23 protein-coding genes and 1 riboswitch are annotated in these 22,329 nt (G+C 73.3%); of the genes, 9 read left to right on the top strand and 14 right to left on the bottom strand.

Annotated features, from left to right (window positions below; genetic code table 11):
- The first annotated feature begins 53 nt into the window (after nt 1-53).
- Entirely contained in the window at nt 54-1,610 is a 1,557-nt protein-coding gene (locus tag ACFV4P_RS01490) for a hypothetical protein (RefSeq protein ID WP_380466092.1), read from the top strand.
- A 234-nt stretch (nt 1,611-1,844) separates the two neighbouring features.
- Nucleotides 1,845-2,219 carry an RNA polymerase-binding protein RbpA gene (locus tag ACFV4P_RS01485; RefSeq protein ID WP_073816413.1) on the top strand — a complete coding sequence of 125 codons (375 nt, stop codon included), beginning with the start codon at nt 1,845-1,847 and terminating at the stop codon, nt 2,217-2,219.
- A 169-nt stretch (nt 2,220-2,388) separates the two neighbouring features.
- On the opposite strand, the gene fxsA is transcribed toward ACFV4P_RS01485, so the two are convergent.
- The 4 genes from fxsA to ACFV4P_RS01465 all read right to left on the bottom strand — a co-directional run bounded on the left by fxsA (nt 2,389) and on the right by ACFV4P_RS01465 (nt 6,853).
- Nucleotides 2,389-2,958 (bottom strand): FxsA family membrane protein, encoded by a 570-nt coding sequence (gene fxsA / locus ACFV4P_RS01480; RefSeq protein WP_380466090.1) that lies wholly within the window; start codon nt 2,956-2,958, stop codon nt 2,389-2,391.
- Between the two features lie 137 nt (nt 2,959-3,095).
- Nucleotides 3,096-4,670 (bottom strand): apolipoprotein N-acyltransferase, encoded by a 1,575-nt coding sequence (gene lnt, locus ACFV4P_RS01475; RefSeq protein WP_380466088.1) that lies wholly within the window; start codon nt 4,668-4,670, stop codon nt 3,096-3,098.
- Between the two features lie 97 nt (nt 4,671-4,767).
- Nucleotides 4,768-6,381: an amidohydrolase gene (locus tag ACFV4P_RS01470; protein ID WP_380466086.1), complete on the bottom strand. Its 1,614-nt coding sequence runs from the start codon at nt 6,379-6,381 to the stop codon at nt 4,768-4,770.
- A gap of 31 nt (nt 6,382-6,412) precedes the next feature.
- Nucleotides 6,413-6,853, bottom strand: coding sequence for an Lrp/AsnC family transcriptional regulator (locus ACFV4P_RS01465; RefSeq protein ID WP_380466084.1), 441 nt, complete (start codon nt 6,851-6,853; stop codon nt 6,413-6,415).
- Nucleotides 6,854-7,061: 208 nt separating this feature from the next.
- Between ACFV4P_RS01465 and ACFV4P_RS01460 the strand changes: the two genes are divergently transcribed.
- The 3 genes from ACFV4P_RS01460 (at nt 7,062) to ACFV4P_RS01450 (ending at nt 10,293) form a co-directional block, all read left to right on the top strand.
- Nucleotides 7,062-7,463: a hypothetical protein gene (locus tag ACFV4P_RS01460; RefSeq protein WP_380466082.1), complete on the top strand. Its 402-nt coding sequence runs from the start codon at nt 7,062-7,064 to the stop codon at nt 7,461-7,463.
- A gap of 78 nt (nt 7,464-7,541) precedes the next feature.
- Nucleotides 7,542-8,165, top strand: coding sequence for a uridine kinase (locus ACFV4P_RS01455; RefSeq protein WP_380466080.1), 624 nt, complete (start codon nt 7,542-7,544; stop codon nt 8,163-8,165).
- Nucleotides 8,166-8,481: 316 nt separating this feature from the next.
- Nucleotides 8,482-10,293, top strand: coding sequence for an AAA family ATPase (locus ACFV4P_RS01450; protein ID WP_380466078.1), 1,812 nt, complete (start codon nt 8,482-8,484; stop codon nt 10,291-10,293).
- Between the two features lie 11 nt (nt 10,294-10,304).
- On the opposite strand, the gene ACFV4P_RS01445 is transcribed toward ACFV4P_RS01450, so the two are convergent.
- Nucleotides 10,305-10,958: a TetR family transcriptional regulator gene (locus ACFV4P_RS01445; protein WP_380466076.1), complete on the bottom strand. Its 654-nt coding sequence runs from the start codon at nt 10,956-10,958 to the stop codon at nt 10,305-10,307.
- Between the two features lie 68 nt (nt 10,959-11,026).
- Here ACFV4P_RS01445 and ACFV4P_RS01440 point away from each other — a divergent pair, with 68 nt between their 5' ends.
- Nucleotides 11,027-11,905: an SDR family NAD(P)-dependent oxidoreductase gene (locus tag ACFV4P_RS01440; protein ID WP_380466074.1), complete on the top strand. Its 879-nt coding sequence runs from the start codon at nt 11,027-11,029 to the stop codon at nt 11,903-11,905.
- Nucleotides 11,906-11,956: 51 nt separating this feature from the next.
- Here the strand turns inward: ACFV4P_RS01440 and ACFV4P_RS01435 are convergent, their stop codons facing one another.
- The 9 genes from ACFV4P_RS01435 to ACFV4P_RS01395 all read right to left on the bottom strand — a co-directional run bounded on the left by ACFV4P_RS01435 (nt 11,957) and on the right by ACFV4P_RS01395 (nt 19,365).
- Nucleotides 11,957-12,988 carry a hemolysin family protein gene (locus ACFV4P_RS01435; RefSeq protein ID WP_380466072.1) on the bottom strand — a complete coding sequence of 344 codons (1,032 nt, stop codon included), beginning with the start codon at nt 12,986-12,988 and terminating at the stop codon, nt 11,957-11,959.
- Nucleotides 12,985-14,325 (bottom strand): hemolysin family protein, encoded by a 1,341-nt coding sequence (locus ACFV4P_RS01430; RefSeq protein WP_380466070.1) that lies wholly within the window; start codon nt 14,323-14,325, stop codon nt 12,985-12,987. Before ACFV4P_RS01430 ends, ACFV4P_RS01435 begins: the two co-directional genes overlap by 4 nt.
- 194 nt (nt 14,326-14,519) lie before the next feature.
- The gene (locus ACFV4P_RS01425) at nt 14,520-14,960 is read right to left on the bottom strand and encodes a PH domain-containing protein (RefSeq protein WP_380466068.1); all 441 of its coding nucleotides are present in this window, start codon (nt 14,958-14,960) and stop codon (nt 14,520-14,522) included.
- A 58-nt stretch (nt 14,961-15,018) separates the two neighbouring features.
- Nucleotides 15,019-15,867 carry an ATP phosphoribosyltransferase gene (gene hisG / locus ACFV4P_RS01420; protein WP_380466066.1) on the bottom strand — a complete coding sequence of 283 codons (849 nt, stop codon included), beginning with the start codon at nt 15,865-15,867 and terminating at the stop codon, nt 15,019-15,021.
- A 39-nt stretch (nt 15,868-15,906) separates the two neighbouring features.
- On the bottom strand, nt 15,907-16,179 hold the full coding sequence (locus tag ACFV4P_RS01415) for a phosphoribosyl-ATP diphosphatase (protein ID WP_073816433.1): 273 nt from the start codon (nt 16,177-16,179) through the stop codon (nt 15,907-15,909).
- 105 nt (nt 16,180-16,284) lie between these two features.
- Nucleotides 16,285-16,770 (bottom strand): 6,7-dimethyl-8-ribityllumazine synthase, encoded by a 486-nt coding sequence (gene ribH, locus ACFV4P_RS01410; RefSeq protein WP_073816435.1) that lies wholly within the window; start codon nt 16,768-16,770, stop codon nt 16,285-16,287.
- Between the two features lie 26 nt (nt 16,771-16,796).
- Nucleotides 16,797-18,071, bottom strand: a complete 1,275-nt coding sequence (locus tag ACFV4P_RS01405) for a bifunctional 3,4-dihydroxy-2-butanone-4-phosphate synthase/GTP cyclohydrolase II (RefSeq protein WP_380466063.1) — start codon at nt 18,069-18,071, stop codon at nt 16,797-16,799.
- The gene (locus ACFV4P_RS01400) at nt 18,068-18,709 is read right to left on the bottom strand and encodes a nicotinamide riboside transporter PnuC (RefSeq protein WP_380466061.1); all 642 of its coding nucleotides are present in this window, start codon (nt 18,707-18,709) and stop codon (nt 18,068-18,070) included. Before ACFV4P_RS01400 ends, ACFV4P_RS01405 begins: the two co-directional genes overlap by 4 nt.
- The gene (locus ACFV4P_RS01395; protein WP_380466059.1) at nt 18,706-19,365 is read right to left on the bottom strand and encodes a riboflavin synthase; all 660 of its coding nucleotides are present in this window, start codon (nt 19,363-19,365) and stop codon (nt 18,706-18,708) included. Before ACFV4P_RS01395 ends, ACFV4P_RS01400 begins: the two co-directional genes overlap by 4 nt.
- A gap of 187 nt (nt 19,366-19,552) precedes the next feature.
- Nucleotides 19,553-19,680, bottom strand: a riboswitch (FMN riboswitch).
- A gap of 147 nt (nt 19,681-19,827) precedes the next feature.
- Between ACFV4P_RS01395 and ACFV4P_RS01390 the strand changes: the two genes are divergently transcribed.
- The 3 genes from ACFV4P_RS01390 to ACFV4P_RS01380 all read left to right on the top strand — a co-directional run bounded on the left by ACFV4P_RS01390 (nt 19,828) and on the right by ACFV4P_RS01380 (nt 22,317).
- On the top strand, nt 19,828-20,076 hold the full coding sequence (locus tag ACFV4P_RS01390; protein ID WP_073816441.1) for an SCO4226 family nickel-binding protein: 249 nt from the start codon (nt 19,828-19,830) through the stop codon (nt 20,074-20,076).
- Nucleotides 20,077-20,120: 44 nt separating this feature from the next.
- Entirely contained in the window at nt 20,121-20,759 is a 639-nt protein-coding gene (locus tag ACFV4P_RS01385; protein WP_380466057.1) for an MSMEG_1061 family FMN-dependent PPOX-type flavoprotein, read from the top strand.
- Between the two features lie 178 nt (nt 20,760-20,937).
- A complete protein-coding gene (locus ACFV4P_RS01380; RefSeq protein ID WP_380466055.1) occupies nt 20,938-22,317 on the top strand; it encodes an FAD-dependent oxidoreductase in 1,380 nt (459 codons plus the stop codon).
- Nucleotides 22,318-22,329 lie beyond the last annotated feature (12 nt).

Here is a 22,329-nt window from a genome sequence, read left to right as displayed (position 1 = left end):
GCCGTCCCCGCCCGCGGCCGGTCCCCCGTCAGAACCCCACCTCGGGAGTCCGCATGTCCTTCACCCGCCACTTCAACCGGGGCCGCGACCTCGCCCGCTCGGCCGGCGACCACGCCGCCGACGTGTTCACGCCGCTGACGCTGATCGGGCGCGGCCTGCGCCGCCACGCCGACTGGGCCAAGGCCCGCTGGGCGGCCACCCCGAAGGAGCGGCGCGGCCCGACGCTGCTGGTCGGCGCGGCCGTCACGCTCGGCGTCTTCCTGCTGCCGCACGGCCCGCTGCTGGCGCTCGTCGCGCTGGTCGCCTCGGCCGCCTGGGTCGGCCGCAGCCCCAAGTCCGCGCCCGAGCCGGAGCCGGACCTCGCCGAGGTCAAGCTGACGGCCCTGTACGCGGCGCTCACCCCGTACCTCGGCGGCCTCGACGAGCCGTTCGCGCTGTACCGGCTGGACGGCGAGTGGCGGGCGGCGTTCTCCGGCGGGGAGTTCGACGCGGACGGGCGGATCACCGCGCTGGAGATCTCCTACCCGGCGTACTTCACCGACACCGAGCCCGCCGCCCGGGCCCGGATCGAGCAGGTGGTGCAGGGCAAGGCGGGCCGCTCCCGGGAGTACCGCTTCGACTGGGACGAGGAGATCAACCGGCTGCGGGTGAGCGCGCTCGCCCCGCTGCCGGCCGACATCGTCGCGCAGCGCTTCGTCACCTCGCCGGGCGAGATCGTCCTCGGCTTCACCGACGGCGCCGGCAGCCACCGCACCATCCCGGTCGAGCAGGGCGGGGTGACCGAGCAGCAGCCGCCGGTGGTGTGGCGGGTCGGCCCGCGCTCGGCGGAGCCGCACCTGCTGGCCCTCGGCGCGGCGGGCTTCGGCACCTCGACGCTGCTGCGCTCGATCGCGCTCCAGGCGCTGCCGCACGGGGACCTGGTGGTGGTGGACGGGGCGAGCACCGGCGAGCACGCCTGCCTGGTGAACCGTCCGGGCGTGTACACCGTGGAGACCAGCCTGCACGGGGCGCTGGCCGCGCTGGAGTGGGTGGCGAAGGAGACCGAGCGGCGACTGATGGCGCTGAACGCGGCCCGCCACCACGGGGTGGCCGCGCCCGCGGACGTCACCCGGCCGCTGTGGATCCTGCTGGACCACCTCACCGAGCTGTCCGAACTCGCCCACGCCGAGGGCCGCACCGACCCGCAGGAGCTGCTGGAGCTGCCGCTGCGGCACGGCCGGGCCGCCCGCGTCACGGTGGTGTTCGTGGACGACCTGGAGGCCCGGGACCGGATCTCCGCCACCGTGCACACCTGCACCCGGGCCCGGGTGGTGCTCGGCCCGGTCACCTCCGAGTCCGGCTCGGCCGGGCTGGGCGTCCCGCTGGACATCGCGCCCGCCGCGCACACCCCGCCCGGCCGCGGCTACGCCCGGATCGGCACCGCGGCCCCGGTCCGGGTCCAGGTCCCGGCGACGGCGGACCCGCTGGACGAGGACTCCCCGCAGGCGCTGCGCGACGCGGTGATCGCACTGCTGCCGCACCGCGACACCCGCACCGAGGCCCCCGCGCCGGCCGAACCGGACCGGGCCGAGGTGAATCTCACCAAGGACGCCGCCCCGACCCACCCCTGACCGTCCCGGTTCCGGCCCCGCTCGCACCGAACCAGAACTACACAAAATGTGACACGCCGGGTGATATCACCGCTCAGATGTGACAAATCGGGCGACCATGGGTACAAACAGGGGCGGCACGACAGGCGGCGTATGTCCCGGACGGGAATCTTCGTCGGAGGTCGGGCGTTGGACCCATCGACGAAGAACAGCGACCACTAGTCCTGTGGGCAAGAAGCCCGGGAGGCACGATTCATGAGCGAGCGAGCTCTCCGCGGCACGCGACTCGGGGCGACCAGCTACGAGACCGACCGCGGCATTGACCTGGCACCGCGCCAGACCGTCGAGTATGCATGTCAGAACGGACACCGCTTCGAGGTGCCGTTCTCCGTCGAGGCGGAAATCCCCGTGGTGTGGGAATGCCGCTTCTGTGGCCAGGAGGCCGCACTCCTCGACGGTGAGGAGCCCGAGGAGAAGAAGACCAAGCCGACGCGCACCCACTGGGACATGCTCATGGAGCGCCGGACGCGCGAGGAACTGGAGGAGGTCCTGGCCGAGCGCCTGGCCGTGCTCCGCTCGGGCGGGATGAACCTGGCGGTCCACCCGCGCGATTCCCGCAAGTCCGCCTGACGGACGAAACACCGCACCACTGCCGAAGGGCCCCGGAAGTTCCGGGGCCCTTCGGCGTTGTCCAGTCACAGTCTCAGCGCTGTCCAGTCTCAGAAGGCCCGGCCGGGCTCGGCAGGCCCGGTAGGGGCCCAGCCGGTCTCAGAAGGCCCGACCGGGCGGCCCAGCGGACTCAGGGAGCGATCGGCGGCCGGTACTCGGTGTCCGGGCCCTTGGGGCCGGCCGGCGGGTCGACGACCTCGCCCTGGACGACCTTGCCGTCGGGCCGGTGGATGCGCAGCTGCTCCTGCAGCCGCATCGCGTCGGCGAGCCGGTCCGCGCCGACCGGGGCGGTGGAGCGCAGCACGCTGCCGGTCAGCCGGCGGGCGCCGGCCCGCCACAGGGCGCGGGTCGGCGGGAGCAGCAGGGTGACGGCCAGCAGGTCGGACAGGAAGCCCGGCAGCATCAGCAGCAGGCCGGCCAGCACCGTCATCGAGGTGCCGGTCTGCGGCTGCGCGGACTTCGGGTCCTTGGAGAGTTCGACGGCGGCGCGGAACGCCCGCGCCCCGGCGCGCTTGATCACCGTGCCGCCGAGGAACACCCCGGCCAGCAGCAGCACCAACGTCAGGAACCAGCCCACCGAGCCGGCCACCACCGTGATCAGCCAGATCTCCAGCACCAGCCAGGCGGCAATCAGCAGCGGCACGAACCGGGCGATGCGCCCGCGCCGGGTCGGACGGGCCGGGGTTGCTTGCTGGGACACGGTACGGATCCACTCCAACGCGGTGCTCTCAGCGGCGGCCGGCGGCTCCGGCTGCGTTCACGGCACCACTGTGCACAACGGCCCGGCGACGCGTCGTGTTCCGCCGCCGGGCCGCCGGCCTGCCGCGGCGCGCCGCCTCAGGACCGCTTGCCGGCCCGCCGCCGCTGCCACCCGGTGGCGGCGGCGAAGCCGCAGGCCAGCAGGCCGCCGAGGGCGAGCACCCACTCCGGTCCGGCGCCGACCTTGTCGGCGATCGTCTGGCCGTCGCGCAGCGGCACCACGGCGCTCAGCACTTCCTGGTCGAGTTCCGCGGTGCGCTGCTGCACCGTGCCGTCCGGGGTGATCACCGCGCTGACGCCGCTGGTGGCGGCGATCAGCACCGCGCGGCCGTGCTCGACGGCGCGCAGCCGGGACATCGCGAGCTGCTGCTCGGTCTGCCCGGTGCGGTTGTAGGTGGCGTTGTTGGTCTGCACGACCAGCACCCGGCCGCCCTGGTTGACGGTGTCGCGGACGATCTCGTCGTACGCGACCTCGAAGCAGATGACGTCGCCGATCCGGGCCGGGCCGAGGTGCATGACGCCGCTGCCGGTGCCGGGGTAGAAGTCGCGGCCGACCCGCTGCAGCCGGGTGATCACCTTGGACAGTTCGGCGCGGAACGGCACGTACTCGCCGAACGGCACCGGGTGCTGCTTGGTGTACGACTCCCCCGGGCCGGAGGACGGGTCCCAGACGATGCCCTCGTTGCGCACGTGCTGCTGGTCGGGTCCGTCGACCAGCGCGCCGACCAGGGTGGGCACGCCGATGGTCTTCACGGCCTGGTCGATCCGGGCGTAGGCCGCCGGGTCGGTGAACGGGTCCAGGTCGGAGGCGTTCTCGGGCCAGATCACCACGTCGGGCTTCGGCACCCGGCCGGCGGCGACGTCCGCGGCGAGCTGTTCGGTGGTGCTCGCATGGTTGTTCAGCACCAGCATCGGGCGGCCGAGGAAGTCCATGCCGGGACGGTCCACGTTGCCCTGGACGATCGCGACCTTGACGGTGTCGGCGGCCGTGGTCGGCACCGGCACCGCGTAGCCGATCAGCACCAGGGCGACGGCCGCCAGGCCGCCCGCGGCGGCGCGCCACGGCAGCACGGCCCCGTCGGAGCGGCGGGCCCGCAGCGCGCACAGCGCCGCCCAGGCCAGCAGGACGCCGCAGGACGCCACCGCGAAGGTCACCAGCGGGGCGCCGCCGAGCGCGGCGAGCGGCGTGAACGGGCTGGCGGTGTTGGCGAACGCCAGCCGGCCCCACGGGAAGCCGCCGAACGGCAGCCGGTCGCGCGCCCACTCCTGGGTGACCCAGAGCATCGCCGCCCACAGCGGCCAGCCGCGCAGCTTCGAGGTCAGTGCGAGGCCCGCGCCCATCAGCGCGAGGAACAGCGCCTCGATCGCGGACAGGCCGACCACGCCGTCCCAGCCCACCACCCGCAGCCAGGACAGCAGCACCACGAAGAACGGCACGCCGAACACGAAGCCCAGCCAGGCGCCGTGCCGGGCCCGCCGTCCCCGGGTCAGCAGCGTCAGCGCCGTCACCCCGAGGATCGACAGCGGCCACACGTCGTAGGGCGGGAACGCGAACGCCATCGCCGTTCCGGACACCGCGGCCAGCCCCGTCCGGGCCCACCATCCGCCGCGGCCGCGGCGCTTCGGCGCCCCGTCCTGCTTCCCCTCGGCCACCGGCCGCTCCTGCGAAACGGGCAGTGACACCTGCGCACCATCTCTCTGCTTCGTACGACGTTCCCCGAAAGGTACCTCACCCGTTCGGGCGGTCCGGCTACCCGTGGCGGGTGTGCACGGTCCGGCCGCGGACGACGGTGCGCAGGCAGGTGGGGAGGGGTTCGCCGGGGGTGAGGTCGGGCAGGCCGGGGGTGCCGGAGCGGGGGTCGGTGGACCAGCCGGCGATGCGGGTGTCGGGGGCCTGGACGACCAGGTCGGTGGTGGCCCAGACGGCGTAGGAGGCGATCGCGCCGGGGACGAGGACGCCGTCGGTGTCGTGGCCGAGGGCGCGGTGGCCGCCGCGGGTGTGGGCGGTGAACGCGGCGCGCACCGAGATCCGGTGCTCGGGGGTGCGGTGGAACGCGGCGGCGCGGACGGTGCCCCACGGGTCGAGCGGGGTGACGGGCGCGTCGGAGCCGAACGCCAGCGGGATGCCGGCCCGCAGCATCGCGGCGAACGGGTTGAGCTGCGCGGCGCGTTCGGCGCCGAGGCGGGCGACGTACATGCCGTCGGGGCCGCCCCAGGCGGCGTCGAAGGCGGGCTGGACGGAGGCGGTGAGGCCGAGTTCGGCGAACGCGGCGAGGGTCTCCGGGGTGAGCGCCTCGGCGTGCTCGACGCGGTGCCGCATCGCCTTGACGCGCTCCGCGCCGAGCCTGTCGGCGGCGGCCCGGACGCCCTCGACGACGGCGGCGATCGCGGCGTCGCCGATGGCGTGGAACCCGGCCTGCAGGCCGGCCTCGGTGCAGGCGGCGACGTGCTCGGCGATCTGCTCGGCATTCAGGTAGGAGACGCCGGTGTGGTCGGTATCGGCGTAGGCGTCGTGCAGGCAGGCGGTGTGCGAGCCGAGCGCGCCGTCGACGAACAGGTCGCCGCCGGCGCCGACCGCGCCGAGCCGCTTCGCGGTGGCGACGCCCTCCGCGCCGAGCTCGCCCCAGTAGCCGAAGACCTCGGGGCCGTCCGTCGCGGCGGCCAGCGCGAGCAGCGCGGCGAGGTCCTCGGCGGAGGAGATGTCGGGGCCGGCGCACTCGTGCAGCGCGCCGATGCCGAGTTCGGCGGCGCGGCGCAGCGTGGCGAGTTGGGCGTCGCGGCGCTGGGCGGGGGTGAGGTGGGCGAGCGCGGCGCGGCGGACGGCGTGGTGGGCGTCCTGGGTGAGCGGGCCGTCGGCGGAGTACCCGGCGCAGTCGGCGAGCGCGGGGACGAGGGCGCGCAGGGCGCCGGTGGCGAGGCCGGAGTGGACGTCGGTGCGGGACAGGTAGAGCGCGGCCCCGCCGGCGGCGGCGTCGAGTTCGGCGAGGGTGGGCGCGCGGTGCTCGGGCCAGCGGGTCTCGTCCCAGCCGTGGCCGAGCAGGACGCCGTCGGCACGGCGCTCGGCGAACGCGGCGATCGCGGCGAGCGCGTCGGCGAGCGAGGCGCTGTCGGTGAGGTCGAGGCCGGTCAGGGCGAGGCCGGTGGAGGTGGCGTGCACGTGCGCGTCGACGAACGCGGGGGTGACCAGGGCGCCGTTCAGCTCGACGATCTCGTCGGCGACGTCGGCGTACGCCTCGGCGGCTCCGTCGCTGCCGACCCAGGCGATGTGTTCGCCCTCCACCAGCATGGCGGTGGCGAAGGGGTCGGCGGGGCTGTAGACGTTGCCGCCGCGCAGCAGGACGGTCCGGTCGGTGCGTTCGGTCATGGCGACCAGTCTCGCACTACGGACAGTCCCGCTAGAGCTTCGGGGGGCGGGCCTCGTAGGGGGTGGAGAGGACGACGGTGGTGCGGGTGGAGACGCCGGCGGCGGCGCGGATGCGGGCGAGCAGGTCCTCCAGGTCGCCGGGGGTGGGGACGCGGACCTTGAGGATGTAGTTCTCGTCGCCGGCGACGCTGTGGCAGGCCTCGATCTCGGGGAGGGCGACCAGGCGTTCGGGGGTGTCGTCGGGGGCGCTCGGGTCGAACGGTTTGACGGAGATGAACGCGGTGAGCGCCAGGTCGACCGCCTCGGGGTCGACGATGGCGGTGTAGCCGCGGATGACGCCGCGCTGTTCGAGGCGGCGCACCCGCTGGTGCACCGCCGAGGTGGACAGGCCGGTGGCCTTGCCCAGGTCGGTGTAGCTCATCCGTCCGTCCTGCAGCAGCAGCTGGACGATGCGCTGGTCGAGTTCCTCCACAAGGCGTCAACCTACTCGATGCGGGCGGGGCTGTGCAGACAGCTCATCGGGGGCGCATTCGGGGGGCACATGCCAATGGAATGTGGCGAGGAACACACTTGGTGCATCACCGTGCGCCGGGGCGCAGGGTTATGACGCGGTGTCAGCGGGAAGTGCTGGTGGTGGCGCGGACGACGAGTGAATCCGGCCCGATCCGAGGGGGATCAAAATGCCTTCCACCGACCAGCGTCCCGACGTCGAGGACGAACGCGGCGCGCCCGAGCCGTCCTTCGGGGCGGACGCGGGCGCGGCCGACAACTGGGAGATCGTCCGGGTGGACTGCCCGGCCTGTGACCGCCCGATCGCGTTGATCGGGGACGAGGAGCGGCTGCCGCAGCACGCGGTGCTGCCCTCCGCGTGGAACCCCTTCCAGTCGGCGATCTGCCGGGGCACCGGCACGCCGACGGCCGACCTGCCGGAGTCCGTGGACCAGCCGGAGCAGGACGGCGCCGAGAACCTGGTGCCGCTGCCGACGGCGTTGGACTGGCGCACCCAGCCGTTCTCGCACGCGGGCGCCCACCGCGCGGTGCGGGCGCTGCTGCCCGTCCAGCGCGACCGCCGGGCGGCCTGAGCGCCGCCTCTCCCGCCGAGGGCGCCGTCGCCCCGGCGCCCTCCGGGACTCCCCCGCCCGGCCCCGTAGGCTGGCCGGATGACCGACGCCTTCCCCGACCTGTCCGCGCTCGCCGCGGGCCTGCTCGCGCTGCCCCCGTCGCTGGGCCCGGTGCGGCTGGTCGCGGTGGACGGGCACGCCGGTTCCGGCAAGACCACGTTCACGGGCCGGTTGTCGCAGGCGCTCGGCGGTGCGCCGGTGGTGCACCTGGACGATCTGGCGACCCATCGGGAGCCGTTCGGCTGGGTGGGCCGGCTGCGCGCCCAGGTGCTGGAGCCGCTGGGGCGGGGCGAGGCGGCCCGGCACGGCCTGTACGACTGGACGGCACGGGAGTTCGACGGTGTCGCGGTGGTGCCGCCGGCCCCGGTGGTGCTGCTGGAGGGGGTCGGCGCGGGCCGGCGGGCAGTGCGCCCGGCGCTGGCGGCGCTGCTGTGGATGGAACTGGACGCGGCGGCGGCGCGGGCCCGCGGGGAGCTGCGGGACGGTCCGGAACTGGCCGAGTTCTGGGCGGGTTGGGCGGTGGCGGAGCGGGCGCATTTCGCCGCCGATCCGAGCCGCCCGTTCGCCTCGCTGCGGGTCGACGGGATCACCGGGCGGATCGTCGGGGACACCCTGAGTGAACCGGTTGAACCGCTCTTGACCTGCGGCGTCGTCAGGATTTAAGTTCTGCGTGTCGCGGAAATCAGTTGAATCCGCAACCACAGACACGGCGTCTCCGGTTTGTTCCCCCGTGAGCCGGAGACGCCGTTCTCCTTCGCGCCGGGTGCCGCTCAGCACCCCAACACCCGATCGTCTCGCGCCATTTGACCCGCGCGGCACCCTCACGGATCAGCTCCGCGCCGGTACCATGCCCACGCAGGCCCGTTTGAAGCGGCCCGAGGTCTGGCGGGGGGCGTCAGTGACGGTGGAGAGTTCCGGCGGCAAGGGGCCCGCCGCGGCGGGGCCGGATCCGGAGGCCGACCGCTTCTGGACGCGTGCCATGGATGCCTACACGGCGGGCTCGTACGCCCGTGCCGAGGAGGAGTTCCGGGCCGCGGTGCGGATCGATCCGGGCATGGCGGACGCCTGGCTGGGCCTGCACGCGCTGCGCAGCGACACCGCGGGCGCGCTGCTGGCGATGCACCGGCACCGCGAGCGGTTCGGCGAGCAGCGCGAGCGCCACCGCCGTCCGCTCAGTTCCTGGTACTGGCTGGGCTGGTGGGTGCAGCCGGTGCTGGAGACCGCGCAGGACCTCGCCCTGGCGCATGCCTCGCACTGGCTGGACGGGCGTCATCTCACCGAGCTGGACCAGGCGTTGGCGGCCTGTCCGGAGCCGGAGCAGGTGCCCGCGGTGCGGTTCCTGCAGGCCTGCCGCTCCTACCTGTTGAAGGACTGGGAGCAGCTGATCCGGGACACCGACCGCCTGTTGGACGATCCGGTGCTGGGCATCGAGGCAGGCCTGTTCGCGGGCATGGCCCGGGTCCGGCTCGACATGTGCGCGCAGGCGCAGCGCCCGCTGGCGGCGTCGCTGGCGCGCTGCCGCTCCGAGCAGCCGCAGCGCAAGGAGTTGCGGTACTGGCTGGGCCGGGCGTACGAGGGCGCGGGGCGCAGCGCGGCGGCGTTGCCGCTGTACCGGGCGGTGCACCGGGCCGATCCGGCGTTCATGGACACCGAGCAGCGGCTGGCGGCGATCTCCGCCGAGGACGGGCTGCTGGACGGGGCGGCGCTGGGCGAGTACGGCGAGTACCGGGGCACGGCGGTGGAGACCGCGGTGGAGACCGCGCTGGAGACGGTGGAGGATCCGGAGCCGGAGCGGGCGCAGCCGTCGGGCGGGGAGTCGCGCGGCGGGCAGGTGCCCGAACGGGCGTCCGGTGCTTCGCCGTTACCCCTGCGGCTGGGCAACTGGCCGGCGGCGGCGGCGATTCCGCCGGCCGGTCCGAACCCGGCGCCGGCGGCCCGGATGGAGCTGGACCAGGCGTTGGCGGAGCTGGAGGGGATGGTCGGCCTCGATCCGGTGAAGCGTCAGGTCCGAGCGCTGTCGGCGCAGTTGAGGATGGCGCGGCTGCGCGCGGACCGCGGTCTGCCGGTGCAGCCGCCGAAGCGGCACTTCGTCTTCTCGGGGCCGTCGGGCACCGGCAAGACCACGGTGGCGCGGATCCTCGGCCGGGTGTTCCACGCCCTCGGGCTGCTCTCCGGGGACCACCTGGTGGAGGCCCAACGGGCCGATCTGGTGGGCGAGTTCCTCGGCCAGACGGCGGTGAAGGCGAACGAGCTGATCGACTCGGCGTTGGACGGCGTGCTGTTCATCGACGAGGCGTACTCGCTGGCCAACTCCGGGTACAGCAAGGGCGACGCGTTCGGCGACGAGGCCCTGCAGGTGCTGCTGAAGCGCGCCGAGGACAACCGGGACCGGCTGGTGGTGATCCTGGCCGGCTACCCGGAGGGCATGAACCGGCTGCTGGCGACCAACCCGGGGCTGAACTCGCGGTTCACCACCCGGGTCGACTTCCCGTCCTACCGTCCGTCCGAACTCGCCGAGATCGGCGGGCAGTTGGCGCACACCGACGGCGACGAGTGGGATGTCGACGCGGCCGAGGAGCTGGCGTCGATCTGCCGCCACGTGATCGCGGAGGGCTGGATCGACCAGCTCGGCAACGGCCGCTTCATCCGCACCCTGTACGAGAAGTCCTGCGCCTACCGGGACTTGCGGCTCTCCGCCCTGCGCGGCGTCCCGTCCCGCGAGGACCTCGCCACCCTGCGCCTGCCTGACCTGCTGCAGGCGTACGGCGAGCTGATCGACGGCCGCCAGTGACGGGCTGAGAGTCAGGTCGCCCGTACTCCGGTCAGGTAGGCGGTCAGGACGCGGCGCAGGCGGGGTTCGACCTCGACGATGGCGTGGCCGAGGCGGGGGTCGGAGGCGTACAGGGCCTTCAGTCGCGGGCCGGGGGTGGCGATCTGCCAGAGGGCGCCGGCCATGCCGGTGGCGGTGGCGGCGAGGTCCAGCACCTGCTGCTCGGTCAGGTCGAGCAGGCGGTTCAACTCCGCGCCGATCAGGGCGACTTCGTCCAGGGTGACGAGCTTGAAGGCGCGCACCGCGTCCAGCGAGACGTTGCGTTCCAGGTTGAGCGGGGCCTGCGCCAGCAGGTCGCAGAACATCGGGCGGGCCGACAGCGTCGCGGCGAGCAGTTCGGCGACCTCGGCGGGGGTGGCGTGCTCGCGGGCCGCGAGGTCGGCGCGCAGGGCGGCAGACCACTCGCGCCAGCCCTGGGCGGTGAGTTCGAGGAAGATCTGCTCCCTGGTCTCGAAGTACCGCAGCAGCGCCGACTTGTGCATGCCCACGTCGGCGGCGATGTCGGTGAGCGTGACGTCGCGGATGCCGCGCCCCTCGCCGAGCGCCCGGGCCGCGTCCAGGATCGCCCCTTCGCGCGCCTGCTTGGCCTCGGCGCTGCGCGCCCGTCGGAATGCCGGCTCACTCATGTCACCATCATAGGAGTCGTTAACACAACGGCGTTGCGCTAATAAGAGAACGGTGTTTCACTAACGGCATGAGCGAAGAGACGCGCACCACCCGGCAGCAGGTCTGGTTCATCACCGGTTCGTCCCGAGGCTTCGGCCGCGCCCTGGTCGACGCCGCCCTGGCGGCGGGCGACCTGGTCGTCGCCACCGCCCGCCGCCCCGAACCCCTCGCCGCGGAACTCGCCGGGCACGGCGACCGCGTCCTCACCGTTGCGCTGGACGTCACCGACCCGGCGGCCGCGCAGGCGGCGATCGACGCCGCGCTGGCCCGCTTCGGCCGCATCGACGTGCTGGTCAACAACGCCGGCTACGCCAACGTCTCCCCCGTCGAGACCTCGGACGACGCCGACTTCCGCGCCCAGTTCGAGACCAACTTCTGGGGCGTCTACCACGTCACCAAGGCCGCACTGCCCGCGCTGCGGCGTCAACGCTCAGGCACTGTGGTGCAGTTCTCCTCGGTCGGCGGGCGGGTCGGCGGGTCGCCGGGCATCGCCTCGTACCAGGCCGCCAAGTTCGCGGTGGACGGCTTCACCCGGGTGCTGGCCGCCGAGACCGCGCCGTTCGGCATCCGGTACCTGGTGGTCGAGCCGAGCGGTTTCGCCACCGACTGGGCGGGCGCCTCGATGACGGCCCACCCCGTGCCGGAGGCCTACGACGAGACGGTCGGCGCGATGAACCGGCGGATGCGGCAGGGCGAGGCCGGCGCGGCCGGCGACCCGGTGCGCGCCGCCGAGACCATCGTCCGCACGGTGCGGCGGGCCGAGCTCCCCAGCCACCTGCTGCTGGGCGTGAACGCGGTGACCATGGCGCTGGAGTACTCCCGCCGCCAGCTCGCCGAGGCCGGGGCCTGGGAGCAGGTCAGCCGCTCCGCCGACTTCGCCGAGCCGTACCCGGTCGAACTCCCGTAAGAGGAACGGCCCCGCCGCAGGAACTGCGACGGGGCCGGAGGCGACAGGGCGTCAGCGCCGGTGGTCCGGGTCGTGGACCTCGCCGACCAGCTCCTCCAGGACGTCCTCCAGGGCGACCAGGCCGAGCTGCCGGCCGTCCGCGTCCACCACGGCCGCCAGGTGGGCGGCGTTGCGGCGCATCGCGGCGAGCGCGTCGTCCAGCGGCAGGCCGGAACGCACCACGGTGATCGGCTGCCACAGCCGGTCGGGGACGGGCGCGGTCAGGTCGTCGACCTCCAGCGAGTCCTTGACGTGCAGGTAGCCGAGCACGATGCCCAGCTCGTCGACGACCGGGAAGCGCGAGAAGCCGGTGCGCACCGCGAGCTGCTGGATCTGCTCGCCGGTGACGTCGCGGCCCACGGTGACCAGCTGGTCGGCGGGCAGCATCACCTCGGTGACGGGGCGGCTGCCCATCTCCAGGGCGTCCTCCAGGCGTTCGCGGCGGGTGTCGTCCAGCAGGCCGGCCTCGCCGGAGTCGGCCAGCAGGAGCAGCAGCTGCTCGCTGGTGAACACCGAGTTGACCTCGTCCTTGGGTTCGACCCGGAACAGCCGCAGCACGCCGTTGGCGAAGGCGTTCAGGAAGGTGATCACCGGGGCGAGCCAGCGGGCCAGCCGGTCCAGCGGCGGGCCGAGCCACAGCGCGGCCCGGGCCGGGCCGGCCAGCGCCAGGTTCTTCGGCACCATCTCGCCCAGCACCATGTGCAGGAACACCACCAGGCTGAGCGCGACGGCGTAGCTGAGCAGGTGCATCGCCGACGCGGGCACGCCGAGTGCGTGGAAGACCGGCTCCAGCAGGTGAGCGATGGTCGGCTCGGCGAGCGCGCCGAGCAGCAGCGAGCAGACGGTGATGCCGAGTTGGGCGGCGGCCAGCATCGCGGAGACGTTGGACAGCGCGTGCAGCACGGTGCGGGCGCGCTTGTCGCCGGCCTCGGCGAGCGGTTCGATCTGGCTGCGGCGGACCGAGATGACGGCGAACTCGGCGCCGACGAAGAACGCGTTGCCGAGCAGCAGGAGCAGCGAGAAGGCGAGTTGCAGGGCGCTCATCGGTGACCGTCCTGGTCGTCGTGGTCGTCCTCGGCGCGGGTGCGGCGCACCTCGACCCGACTGGTGCGGTGGCGGTCGACGGCGGTCACCGTCATCTCCCAGTCGGGCAGTTCGGCGCTCTCGCCGACGGCGGGGAGCTTGCCGAGCAGGTCGGCGAGGAGTCCGCCGAGGGTTTCGTAGGGGCCGTCGGGGGCGTGCAGGCCGATCTTGGCGAGCTGGTCGAGCCGGGCCCGGCCGTCGGCGTCCCAGACCGGCAGTCCGTCGCGCGGGGCGAGCGGGCGCAGGTCGGGGGTGTCGTCGGGGTCGTGCTCGTCCTGGACCTCGCCGACGACCTCCTCGACGATGTCCTCGATGGTGGCGACGCCGGCGGTGCCGCCGTACTCGTCGACCACCACGGCCATCGGTTCGCGGCCGCGCAGCAGGTCGAGCAGCCGCTCGACGGGCAGCGTCTCGGGGACCAGCAGCGGCGGGGAGGCCAGGTGGCGGACCTTGGTGTGGTCGCGGCGGCCGGCGGGGACGGCGAGCGCGTCCTTGAGCGTGACGGTGCCGGTGACGTTGTCCAGGCTTTCGCTGTACACCGGGAAGCGGCTCAGCCCGGTGGCCCGGGTGAGGTTGAGCACGTCGCCGGCGGTGGCGTCCTCCTGGAGCGCGGAGACGTCGATCCGGGGGGTCATCACGGATTCGGCGGTCAGCTCGCGCAGGCCCAGGGTGCGCACGAACAGGGCGGTCGACTCCTCGTCCATCGCGCCGGCCTGGTAGGAGTGCCGGGCGAGCGCGAGGAGTTCGTCGGCGGTGCGGGCGTGGCCGAGTTCCTCCTGCGGCTCGACGCCGAGGGCGCGGACCAGCCGGTCCGCGGAGCCGTTGAGGAACGCGATCAGCGGGCGGCAGGCGGCGGAGAACGCGCGCTGCGGGCCGACCACGGCGTAGGCGACCTGCATCGGGTGGGAGATCGCCCAGTTCTTCGGGACGAGTTCGCCGATCACCATCTGCAGCACGGTGGCCAGCAGCAGGCCGACGATCAACGCGGTGCCGCGGGCGGCCGGGTCGGGCAGGCCGACGGCGGTGAACACCGGGGACAGCAGGGTGGACAGCGCCGGCTCGGCGAGCATGCCGACCACCAGGGAGGTGATGGTGATGCCGAGCTGGGCGCCGGAGAGCTGGAAGGACAGCTGGTGCAGGGCCTTGGAGAGCCTCTTCGCCCGACCGTCACCGGTGGCCGCGGCGCGTTCCACGGTGCCGCGGTCTGCGGTCACGAACGCGAACTCGGCGGCCACGAACAGGCCGTTGGCGAGGATGAGCAGGATTGCCGCGAGCAGCAGGAGCCAGGCGGTGGTCATCGGGCCGCCCGCCTTCCCTGGCTCGGAATGTGCGTGGCGGCGCGGGTACTACCGGACGGATCGTCCATCGAGGGGAGGTGTCACTCCTCAGGTCGCGGGTCAGGGCGGCAGGCCGGACACTCTTGGGCTTTGCCGCGGTTTTACCAGCGTAGACGATACCCGAACGGTTCTCCGGCCCGCCCGGAGCGGCCGGGTCAGCCCCGGCTCGCGCCGCGTTCCTCGACCAGGTCGCGCAGCGTGCGGGCGGCCGCGACGGCCTGCTCGCGGCCGCCGGCGGGCTGGATGCCGACGGCGGCCAGCGCGGTGCCGTCGGCGAGGTCGAGCATCACCCACGGGTCGCCGTGCTTGAGGTTGACCCGGACCACCTCGGCCCAGGCGAGGCGGCGGCGGCGGACGAAGTTGACCACGGTCAGTCCGTCGGCGTCGGCGACCACCTTGGGGCGGGCCAGCATCAGGCCGACCGCGGCGAACAGCAGGCCGCTGAGCACCATCATCACCCGGTCCCGCAGCTGCCAGTTGTCCGGCAGCGCGAAGGCGAGCACGGTGAACAGCACCACCATCACGCCGCACAGTGCGAGCAGCACGGCGCGGTTGCGGCGGGGGGCCCACGTCACGGGCAGGGCGGACACAGACACGGGTGGCTCCAGGAACAAGCGGGGGCCGCCGGGCGGGCGGCCCCCGTTCGGCAGCGGGTCAGATGCGGCAGGCGTGGATGTTGGTGACCAGGATGGCGCGGGCGCCGATCGCCCACAGGTCGTCCATGATCCGCTGGGCCTCCTTGCGGAGCACCATGGAGCGGACCGCGACCCAGCCGGCCGTGTGCAGCGGCGAGACGGTCGGCGACTCCAGGCCGGGGGTGAGCGAGACGGCGGCGCCGACCTGCTCGGCGCGGATGTCGTAGTCCATCAGCACGTAGCGGCGGGCCACCAGCACGCCCTGCAGGCGGCGCAGGAACTGCTCGACGGCCGGGTCCTCGCCGGCGCCCTTGGGGCGGATCACCACGGCGTCGGAGACCAGGATCGGGTCGCCGAACACCTCCAGGCCGGCGTTGCGCAGGCTGGTGCCGGTCTCCACGACGTCGGCGATGACCTCGGCGACGCCCAGGTGCACGGCGGTCTCGACCGCGCCGTCCAGCTTGGTGACGGTGGCCTTCACGCCGTGCTCGGCGAGGTGCTGCTCGACCAGGCCGGTGTAGGAGGTGGCGATCCGCAGGCCGTCCAGGTCCTGGACGCCGTTGATCTCGGCGCCGACCGGCCTGGCGAACCGGAAGGTGGAGGCGGCGAAGCCGAGCGCGAGCACCTCCTCGGCGTCCGAGGCGGAGTCCAGCAGCAGGTCGCGGCCGGTGATGCCGATGTCGAGGCGGCCGGAGCCGACGTAGACGGCGATGTCGCGCGGGCGCAGGAAGAAGAACTCGACCTGGTTGTCCGGGTCGACCAGGACGAGTTCCTTGGCGTCCTTGCGCTGCCGGTAGCCGGCCTCATGGAGCATCTCCGCCGCGGGACCCGAGAGCGAACCCTTGTTGGGGACGGCGATGCGGAGCATGAGAGGGGAACCCTTCGTCGACTGCGGTGCGGTGGGGAATTACAGGTACTTGTAGACGTCTTCGAGCGTCAGCCCGCGGGCGATCATCATCACCTGGACGTGGTAGAGGAGTTGGGACATCTCCTCGGCCGTCTCCTCGGGCGACTGGTACTCGGCGGCCATCCAGACCTCGGCGGCCTCCTCGACGACCTTCTTGCCGATCGCGTGGACGCCCTGCTGCACGAGCTGGGCGGTGCGGGAGGTCGCGGGGTCGCCGGTGGCGGCCTTCTGCTGGAGCTCGGCGAAGAGCTCCTCGAATGTCTTCGATGCCATGATGGCCTCACCTTACGGGGTGCGGACGGACGGACGGTAAACGGTTCCGCACCGTGGACAGTCCGCTGGACATCGCAACGGACCGCCCCCGGTGCGATCGTCCGATCACCGCCAGGGCTCGACCACCTCGCGCAGCACGGCGGCGGTGGCGACGGCGGCGGTGGCCGCCTCGTGGCCCTTGTCCTCGACGGAGTCCGGCAGCCCGGCCCGGTCCAGCGCCTGCTGCTCGGTGTCGCAGGTCAGCACGCCGAAGCCGACCGGGACGCCGGTCTCCACCGAGACCTGGGTCAGGCCGAGGGTCGCGCCCTGGCAGACGTAGTCGAAGTGCGGGGTGCCGCCGCGCACCACCACGCCCAGCGCCACCAGCGCGTCGTAGCCGCGGCCCGCCAACTGCTTCGCGGCGACCGGCAGTTCGAAGGTGCCGGGGACGCGGACCACGGTCGGCTCCTCGATCCCCAGCTCCTTCAGGGCGCGGTGCGCGCCGTCCAGCAGTCCGTTCATCACCTGCTCGTGCCACTGTCCGGCGATGATCGCGACCCGCAGGTCGGCGCAGTTCTTCGGGGACAGCACAGGGGCTCCGTGACCGGCCATGTCGTGCTCCTCTTTCCGTGGTGCGGCTACTTGTTGTCGTCGTCGAGCCACGGCAGGTCGTGGCCCATCCGGTCGCGCTTGGTGCGCAGATAGGTGAGGTTGTGGGCGCCGGCGGCGGTGGGCAGCGGCCGGCGGGCGGTGACCTTCAGGCCGTGCTCGGTGAGCGCGGCCTGCTTGGCCGGGTTGTTGGTGAGCAGGGTGAGCGAGCGCACGCCCAGGTCGGCGAGCATCTGCGCGCCGATCGAGTAGTCGCGGGCGTCGGCGGGCAGCCCCTGGTCGAGGTTGGCGTCGACGGTGTCGCGGCCCCGCTCCTGGAGCTCGTAGGCGCGCAGCTTGTGGGCCAGGCCGATGCCGCGGCCCTCGTGGCCGCGCAGGTACAGCACCACGCCGCGGCCGGCCTCGGCGACGGCGCGCAGCGAGGCGTGCAGCTGCGGGCCGCAGTCGCAACGCAGCGAGCTGAACACGTCGCCGGTCAGGCACTCGGAGTGCACCCGCACCAGCACGTCCTCGCCGTCGGGGAGCTTCCCGTCGGCGTCCAGGCCGCCGGCCACCAGGGCGAGGTGTTCGACGCCGTCGATGGTGCCGCGGTAGCCGACGGCGGTGAAGTCGCCGTGGTCGGTGGGCAGCGCGGTGACGGCGGCGCGGTCGACGTGCAGTTCGGTGCGGCGGCGGTAGGCGATCAGGTCCGCGATGGAGATGATCGCCAGGCCGTGCCGGCGGGCGAAGGCGTGCAGTTCGGGCAGCCGGGCCATGGTGCCGTCGTCGTTGACCACCTCGGCGATCGCCCCGGCGGGCGGCAGGCCCGCCAGGCGGACCAGGTCGACGGTGGCCTCGGTGTGCCCGGGGCGCGCCAGCACACCGCCGTCGACGGCGCGCAGCGGGAAGACGTGGCCGGGCCGGGTGAGGTCGGTGGCCTCGGTGGCGGCGGAGCCCAGCAGCCGGACGGTGCGGGCCCGGTCGGCGGCGGAGATGCCGGTGTCGACGCCGTCGCGGGCGTCCACCGAGACGGCGTAGGCGGTGCCCTTGCGGTCCTCGTTGACCTGGGTCATCGGGGGCAGCCGCAGCCGGTCGAGGTCGGCGCCCGGCATCGGGACGCAGATCACGCCGGAGCTGTAGCGGACGGTGAACGCCATCAGCTCGGGGGTGGCGGCGGACGCGGCGAAGACGATGTCGCCCTCGTTCTCGCGGTCCTCGTCGTCGACCACGATCACGGCGCGGCCGAGCGCGATGTCGGCGACGGCGCGCTCCACCGGGTCGAGCGCGAGCGGCTCCCCGGAATCGACGGGCTCTTCGGCGCTCATGCGGCAACTCCCTCGACGGGCAGGGCGGTTCGTGCGGTGCGGGCCTTCGTCCACCAGCTGGCCAGGCCGGCCACCACGAGGACGAAGTAGATGGTGAAGGTCAGCGCGGAGAAGACGTACCCGTGGGCGTAGCTGTAGGGCACGCTGATCACGTCGACGGCGATCCAGGCGAACCAGAACTCCACCCAGCCGCGGGCCTGGGCGTACATGGCGGCCAGCGTGCCGGTGAAGATGTACGCGTCCAGCAGCGGGTTCCAGGACAGCTTCGGGTAGGCGTTGAACAGCGCGGCGACGGCGAGCGTGCCGGCCGCGGTGGCGGCGATCAGCAGGATCCGCTCGCGCCGACCGGCGAAGCGGACGGCGATCTCGCCGCTGTCGCGACGGCCGCGGTTCCACTGGGTCCAGCCCCAGATCGCGGTGACCACGACGATCACCTGCTTGCCGATCAGTCCGGGGACCTGCCCGCCGAGGAACACGCTGATCAGCACGGCGCCGGCCAGCAGCTGGGCGGGCCAGGTCAGCACCGAGCGGCGCCAGCCGAACGCCAGCCCGGCGAGCCCTATCAGGTTGCCGACCATGTCGGCCACCTTCACCTGCTCGCCGAAGGCGGTGAAGGTCAGATCTGCGAGCGTGCTCACTTGGTTTCCCCCAGGGTGTCGGGCAGTGCACGGTTTTCGAGCAGTCGTTCCACGTACTTGGCGAGCACGTCCACCTCCAGGTTGACGGGGTCGCCCACCGCCTTCACCCCGAGCGTGGTCAGGGCGAGCGTGGCGGGGATCAGCGAGACGGTGAAGCTGTCCCGGGCGGCCTCGACGACGGTGAGGCTCACTCCGTCCACGGTGATCGACCCCTTCTCCACCAGGTAGCGCGAGATCGGCTGCGGGAGCGAGACACGCACCACCTCCCAGCGCGGATTCCCGTCCGCGTCCAGGTCGCCCGGCTCGCGGGAGATCACGGCGCCGGTGCCGTCGACGTGGCCCTGCACCAGGTGGCCGCCGAGTCGGGCGCCGAGCGCCATCGCCCGTTCCAGGTTGACCCGGGAGCCGGGGCGCAGCGCGCCGAGGCTGGAGCGGCGGAGCGTCTCGCGCATCACGTCGGCGCTGAACTCGCCTTCGCGCTTGGCGAGTTGTTCGTTGTCGTCGACGACGGTGAGGCACACGCCGTTGACTGCGACGGAGTCGCCGTGCCGGACGTCCGCGGTGACCAGCGGGCCGCGCAGGCGGATTCGCGAGGACTCACCGATCTCCTCGATGGAGACGACCTCGCCGAGCTCTTCAACAATGCCGGTGAACACCCGGGTTCTCCTCGCGCTTGGGGCGCGGACTCCGGGGCGGCGATCGGGAGTTGACTGCGGACGTGGCGCGTCGGGAAGGCCCGCCGTGCGGCCGGGGACCTGCCCCGCGGCACGGGTGAGCTGCCGACATGCCGTGCTTCGGCACCCCGGCCCTCGGGTGGGCCGCGGTGTGAACACACCTGTCCGCCGCGCACGCCTCCCATCCGGACTTTAACCGTCGGTCCAGGAATTTCACCTGGTCAACCGGCCGCTGGCTGCGGACGGGTCGCGGACTGTAACCGCCGGCTCGGAATTTCACCGACCCCGGAGTGCGCTGAACGTCACTGCTACTGCACCAGCATTCTTGCACGCGCATCTATGCCCAAGGCAAGAGCGCGTCCTGTGGCCTGGTTCACGCCCCGGGGCGCACGGTGGAGGTGAGTGCCCCCGCACGGGGGCTCCCGGCCGAGGAGTTGAGCGACGATGACGATGTTCATGGACGTCCACCACGGGATGGCCGGCATCACCGCCGAGCAGTTGAAGGCCGCGCACGAGGCGGACCTCGCGGTGCAGCACGAGGAGGGCGTGGAGTTCCGGCAGGCCTGGGCCGACCCCGACTCCGGCACCGTGTACTGCCTGTCCTCCGGCCCGTCCCGGGAGGCCGTCCAGCGCGTCCACGAGCGCACCGGACACCCTGCGGACGAGGTGCACGCGGTTCCGCTCCAGATCTGACCCCCTCGCCGCCGCCGAGGTGAACGGGGATAGGGTCGGGTCGCGTGATCTTCGACGCCCTCGCCGCTGAGGCGATCCGCGACCCGGCCCGGCTGCGGGAGTTGTACGAGCAGCCGAGCGACATGGTGCAGCGCAAGCAGGTCGACCGCCTGCACGAGGAGGCCCGCCTGCTGATCGGCTGCGCCTCCCTGGTCTTCGTCGCCACCGCCGACGCGGACGGCAACTGCGACGCCACCCCGCGCGGCGGCCCGCCCGGCTTCGTCTCCGTCCTGGACGAGCGGACCCTCGCGATCCCCGACGCCACCGGCAACCGCCGCCTCGACAGCCTGCACAACATCGCCGCCACCGGACAGGCCGGGCTGCTCTTCGTCGTCCCCGGCCGCGCCGCCACCCTGCGGGTCAACGGCCGGGCCTGCGTCAGTGCGGACCCCCGGCTGCTGGAGCGGCTCACCCCGGTCGGCAAGCCGCCGCGCACCGCGATCGTGGTCTCCGCGGACGAGGTCTACGGGCACTGCCCGAAGGCGTTCCTGCGCGGCTCGGCCTGGCGTCCCGAGCAGTGGCTGCCCGCCGACGCGGCGCCCAGCTCGGCCTCGATCACCCTCTCCCACCTGCGCGATCCCTCGCTGACGCTGGATCAGGTGCTGGCCGCCGAGGAGGAGTCGCTGCGCCTGCGCTACGAGTGATCGCCCCGGCCGCGGCGACTCGTGCATGCTGGGGGGCAACGGGGACGCCGCATAGGCCGAACTTTGGGGGGCCATAGCTTCGCCTTATGACGACATAAGGCGAAGCACCGTACCGGGCGCGTCCGCCCGCCGTAAGGCTGGCGGTACGCGCCCAGAGCCGAACAAGGAGTACCTGCCCATGTCCCGCCCCGTCCGGGTGGCCATCGTCGGTGCCGGCCCCGCCGGGATCTACGCCGCCGACGCGCTGCTGAAGTCCGAGCTGGCCACCGCCCCCGGTGTCTCCATCGACCTGATCGAGCGGCTGCCCGCCCCCTTCGGCCTGATCCGCTACGGCGTAGCCCCCGACCACCCGCGGATCAAGGGCATCGTCACCGCCCTCCACCAGGTCCTCGACAAGCCGCAGGTCCGCCTGCTCGGCAACGTCGACTACCCCGGCGACCTCTCCCTGGACGAGCTCCACCGCTTCTACGACGCCCTGGTCTTCGCCACCGGCGCCGAGGCCGACCGCGACCTCGCGATACCCGGCATGGAACTCGACGGCTCCTACGGCGCCGCCGACTTCGTCTCCTGGTACGACGGCCACCCCGAGGTCCCCCGCGAATGGCCCCTGGAGGCCGAGCAGGTCGCCGTCCTCGGCGTCGGCAACGTCGCCCTGGACGTCGCCCGCGTCCTCGCCAAGACCGCCGACGAGCTGCTCCCCACCGAGATCCCGCCGAACGTCCACGCCGGCCTCGCCGCCAACCGCGCCGTCGAGGTCCACGTCTTCGGCCGCCGCGGCCCCGCGCAGGCCAAGTTCTCCCCGATGGAGCTCCGCGAGCTCGACCACTCCCCCACCATCGAGGTGATCGTCGACCCCGAGGACATCGACTACGACGACGCCTCGATCGCCACCCGGCGCGCCAACAAGCAGGCCGACATGGTCGCCGCCACGCTGGAGAACTGGGCGATCCGCGACATCGGCGACCGCCCGCACCGCATCCACCTGCACTTCTTCGAGAACCCCGTCGAGGTCCTCGGCGAGGACGGCCGCGTCGTCGCCCTGCGCACCGAACGCACCCAACTCGACGGCACCGGCAACACCGTCGGCACCGGCGCCTTCCGCGAATGGCCCGTCCAGGCCGTCTACCGCGCGGTCGGCTACCGCTCCGACGAGCTGCCCAAGCTGCCCTTCGACGCCCTCTCCGCGACGGTTCCGCACGAGGCGGGACGCGTCCAGGAGGCCGGCGCCCACCTCCCGTCCGTCTACGTCACCGGCTGGGTCAAGCGCGGCCCCGTCGGCCTCATCGGCCACACCAAGGGCGACGCCAACGAGACCGTCGCCTGCCTGGTCGCCGACCACGCCGCCGGCGCGCTGCGCCCTGCGGCCGAGCCCGCCGAGGACGCGGTGGTCGACTTCCTGCGCTCCCGCGGCGTCGACTTCACCACCTGGGAGGGCTGGCACCGGCTCGACGCCCACGAGAAGGCCCTCGGCGCTGCCGAGGGCCGCGAGCGGGTGAAGGTCGTCGACCGCGTCGCCATGCTCAACGCCTCGGCCAGCGAGCGGTCCGCCGAGCGGTAGGGAGGACAGGGC

Origin of the sequence: Kitasatospora sp. NPDC059795, assembly GCF_042732175.1 — a bacterium.
Classification (GTDB): domain Bacteria; phylum Actinomycetota; class Actinomycetes; order Streptomycetales; family Streptomycetaceae; genus Kitasatospora.
Note: the sequence above shows the minus strand (reverse complement) of the source record. Positions and strands in the feature narration are given on the sequence as shown.

What these genes read in the sequence shown, in the direction of transcription:
- ACFV4P_RS01490 (WP_380466092.1), top strand. Translation starts at nt 54, where the DNA reads ATGTCCTTCACCCGCCACTTCAACCGGGGCCGCGACCTCGCCCGCTCG.
- ACFV4P_RS01485 (WP_073816413.1), top strand. Translation starts at nt 1,845, where the DNA reads ATGAGCGAGCGAGCTCTCCGCGGCACGCGACTCGGGGCGACCAGCTAC.
- ACFV4P_RS01470 (WP_380466086.1), bottom strand. Translation starts at nt 6,381, where the DNA reads ATGACCGAACGCACCGACCGGACCGTCCTGCTGCGCGGCGGCAACGTC.
- ACFV4P_RS01460 (WP_380466082.1), top strand. Translation starts at nt 7,062, where the DNA reads ATGCCTTCCACCGACCAGCGTCCCGACGTCGAGGACGAACGCGGCGCG.
- ACFV4P_RS01455 (WP_380466080.1), top strand. Translation starts at nt 7,542, where the DNA reads ATGACCGACGCCTTCCCCGACCTGTCCGCGCTCGCCGCGGGCCTGCTC.
- ACFV4P_RS01450 (WP_380466078.1), top strand. Translation starts at nt 8,482, where the DNA reads ATGGATGCCTACACGGCGGGCTCGTACGCCCGTGCCGAGGAGGAGTTC.
- ACFV4P_RS01445 (WP_380466076.1), bottom strand. Translation starts at nt 10,958, where the DNA reads ATGAGTGAGCCGGCATTCCGACGGGCGCGCAGCGCCGAGGCCAAGCAG.
- ACFV4P_RS01440 (WP_380466074.1), top strand. Translation starts at nt 11,027, where the DNA reads ATGAGCGAAGAGACGCGCACCACCCGGCAGCAGGTCTGGTTCATCACC.
- ACFV4P_RS01435 (WP_380466072.1), bottom strand. Translation starts at nt 12,988, where the DNA reads ATGAGCGCCCTGCAACTCGCCTTCTCGCTGCTCCTGCTGCTCGGCAAC.
- ACFV4P_RS01430 (WP_380466070.1), bottom strand. Translation starts at nt 14,325, where the DNA reads ATGACCACCGCCTGGCTCCTGCTGCTCGCGGCAATCCTGCTCATCCTC.
- hisG (WP_380466066.1), bottom strand. Translation starts at nt 15,867, where the DNA reads ATGCTCCGCATCGCCGTCCCCAACAAGGGTTCGCTCTCGGGTCCCGCG.
- ACFV4P_RS01415 (WP_073816433.1), bottom strand. Translation starts at nt 16,179, where the DNA reads ATGGCATCGAAGACATTCGAGGAGCTCTTCGCCGAGCTCCAGCAGAAG.
- ribH (WP_073816435.1), bottom strand. Translation starts at nt 16,770, where the DNA reads ATGGCCGGTCACGGAGCCCCTGTGCTGTCCCCGAAGAACTGCGCCGAC.
- ACFV4P_RS01405 (WP_380466063.1), bottom strand. Translation starts at nt 18,071, where the DNA reads ATGAGCGCCGAAGAGCCCGTCGATTCCGGGGAGCCGCTCGCGCTCGAC.
- ACFV4P_RS01390 (WP_073816441.1), top strand. Translation starts at nt 19,828, where the DNA reads ATGACGATGTTCATGGACGTCCACCACGGGATGGCCGGCATCACCGCC.
- ACFV4P_RS01380 (WP_380466055.1), top strand. Translation starts at nt 20,938, where the DNA reads ATGTCCCGCCCCGTCCGGGTGGCCATCGTCGGTGCCGGCCCCGCCGGG.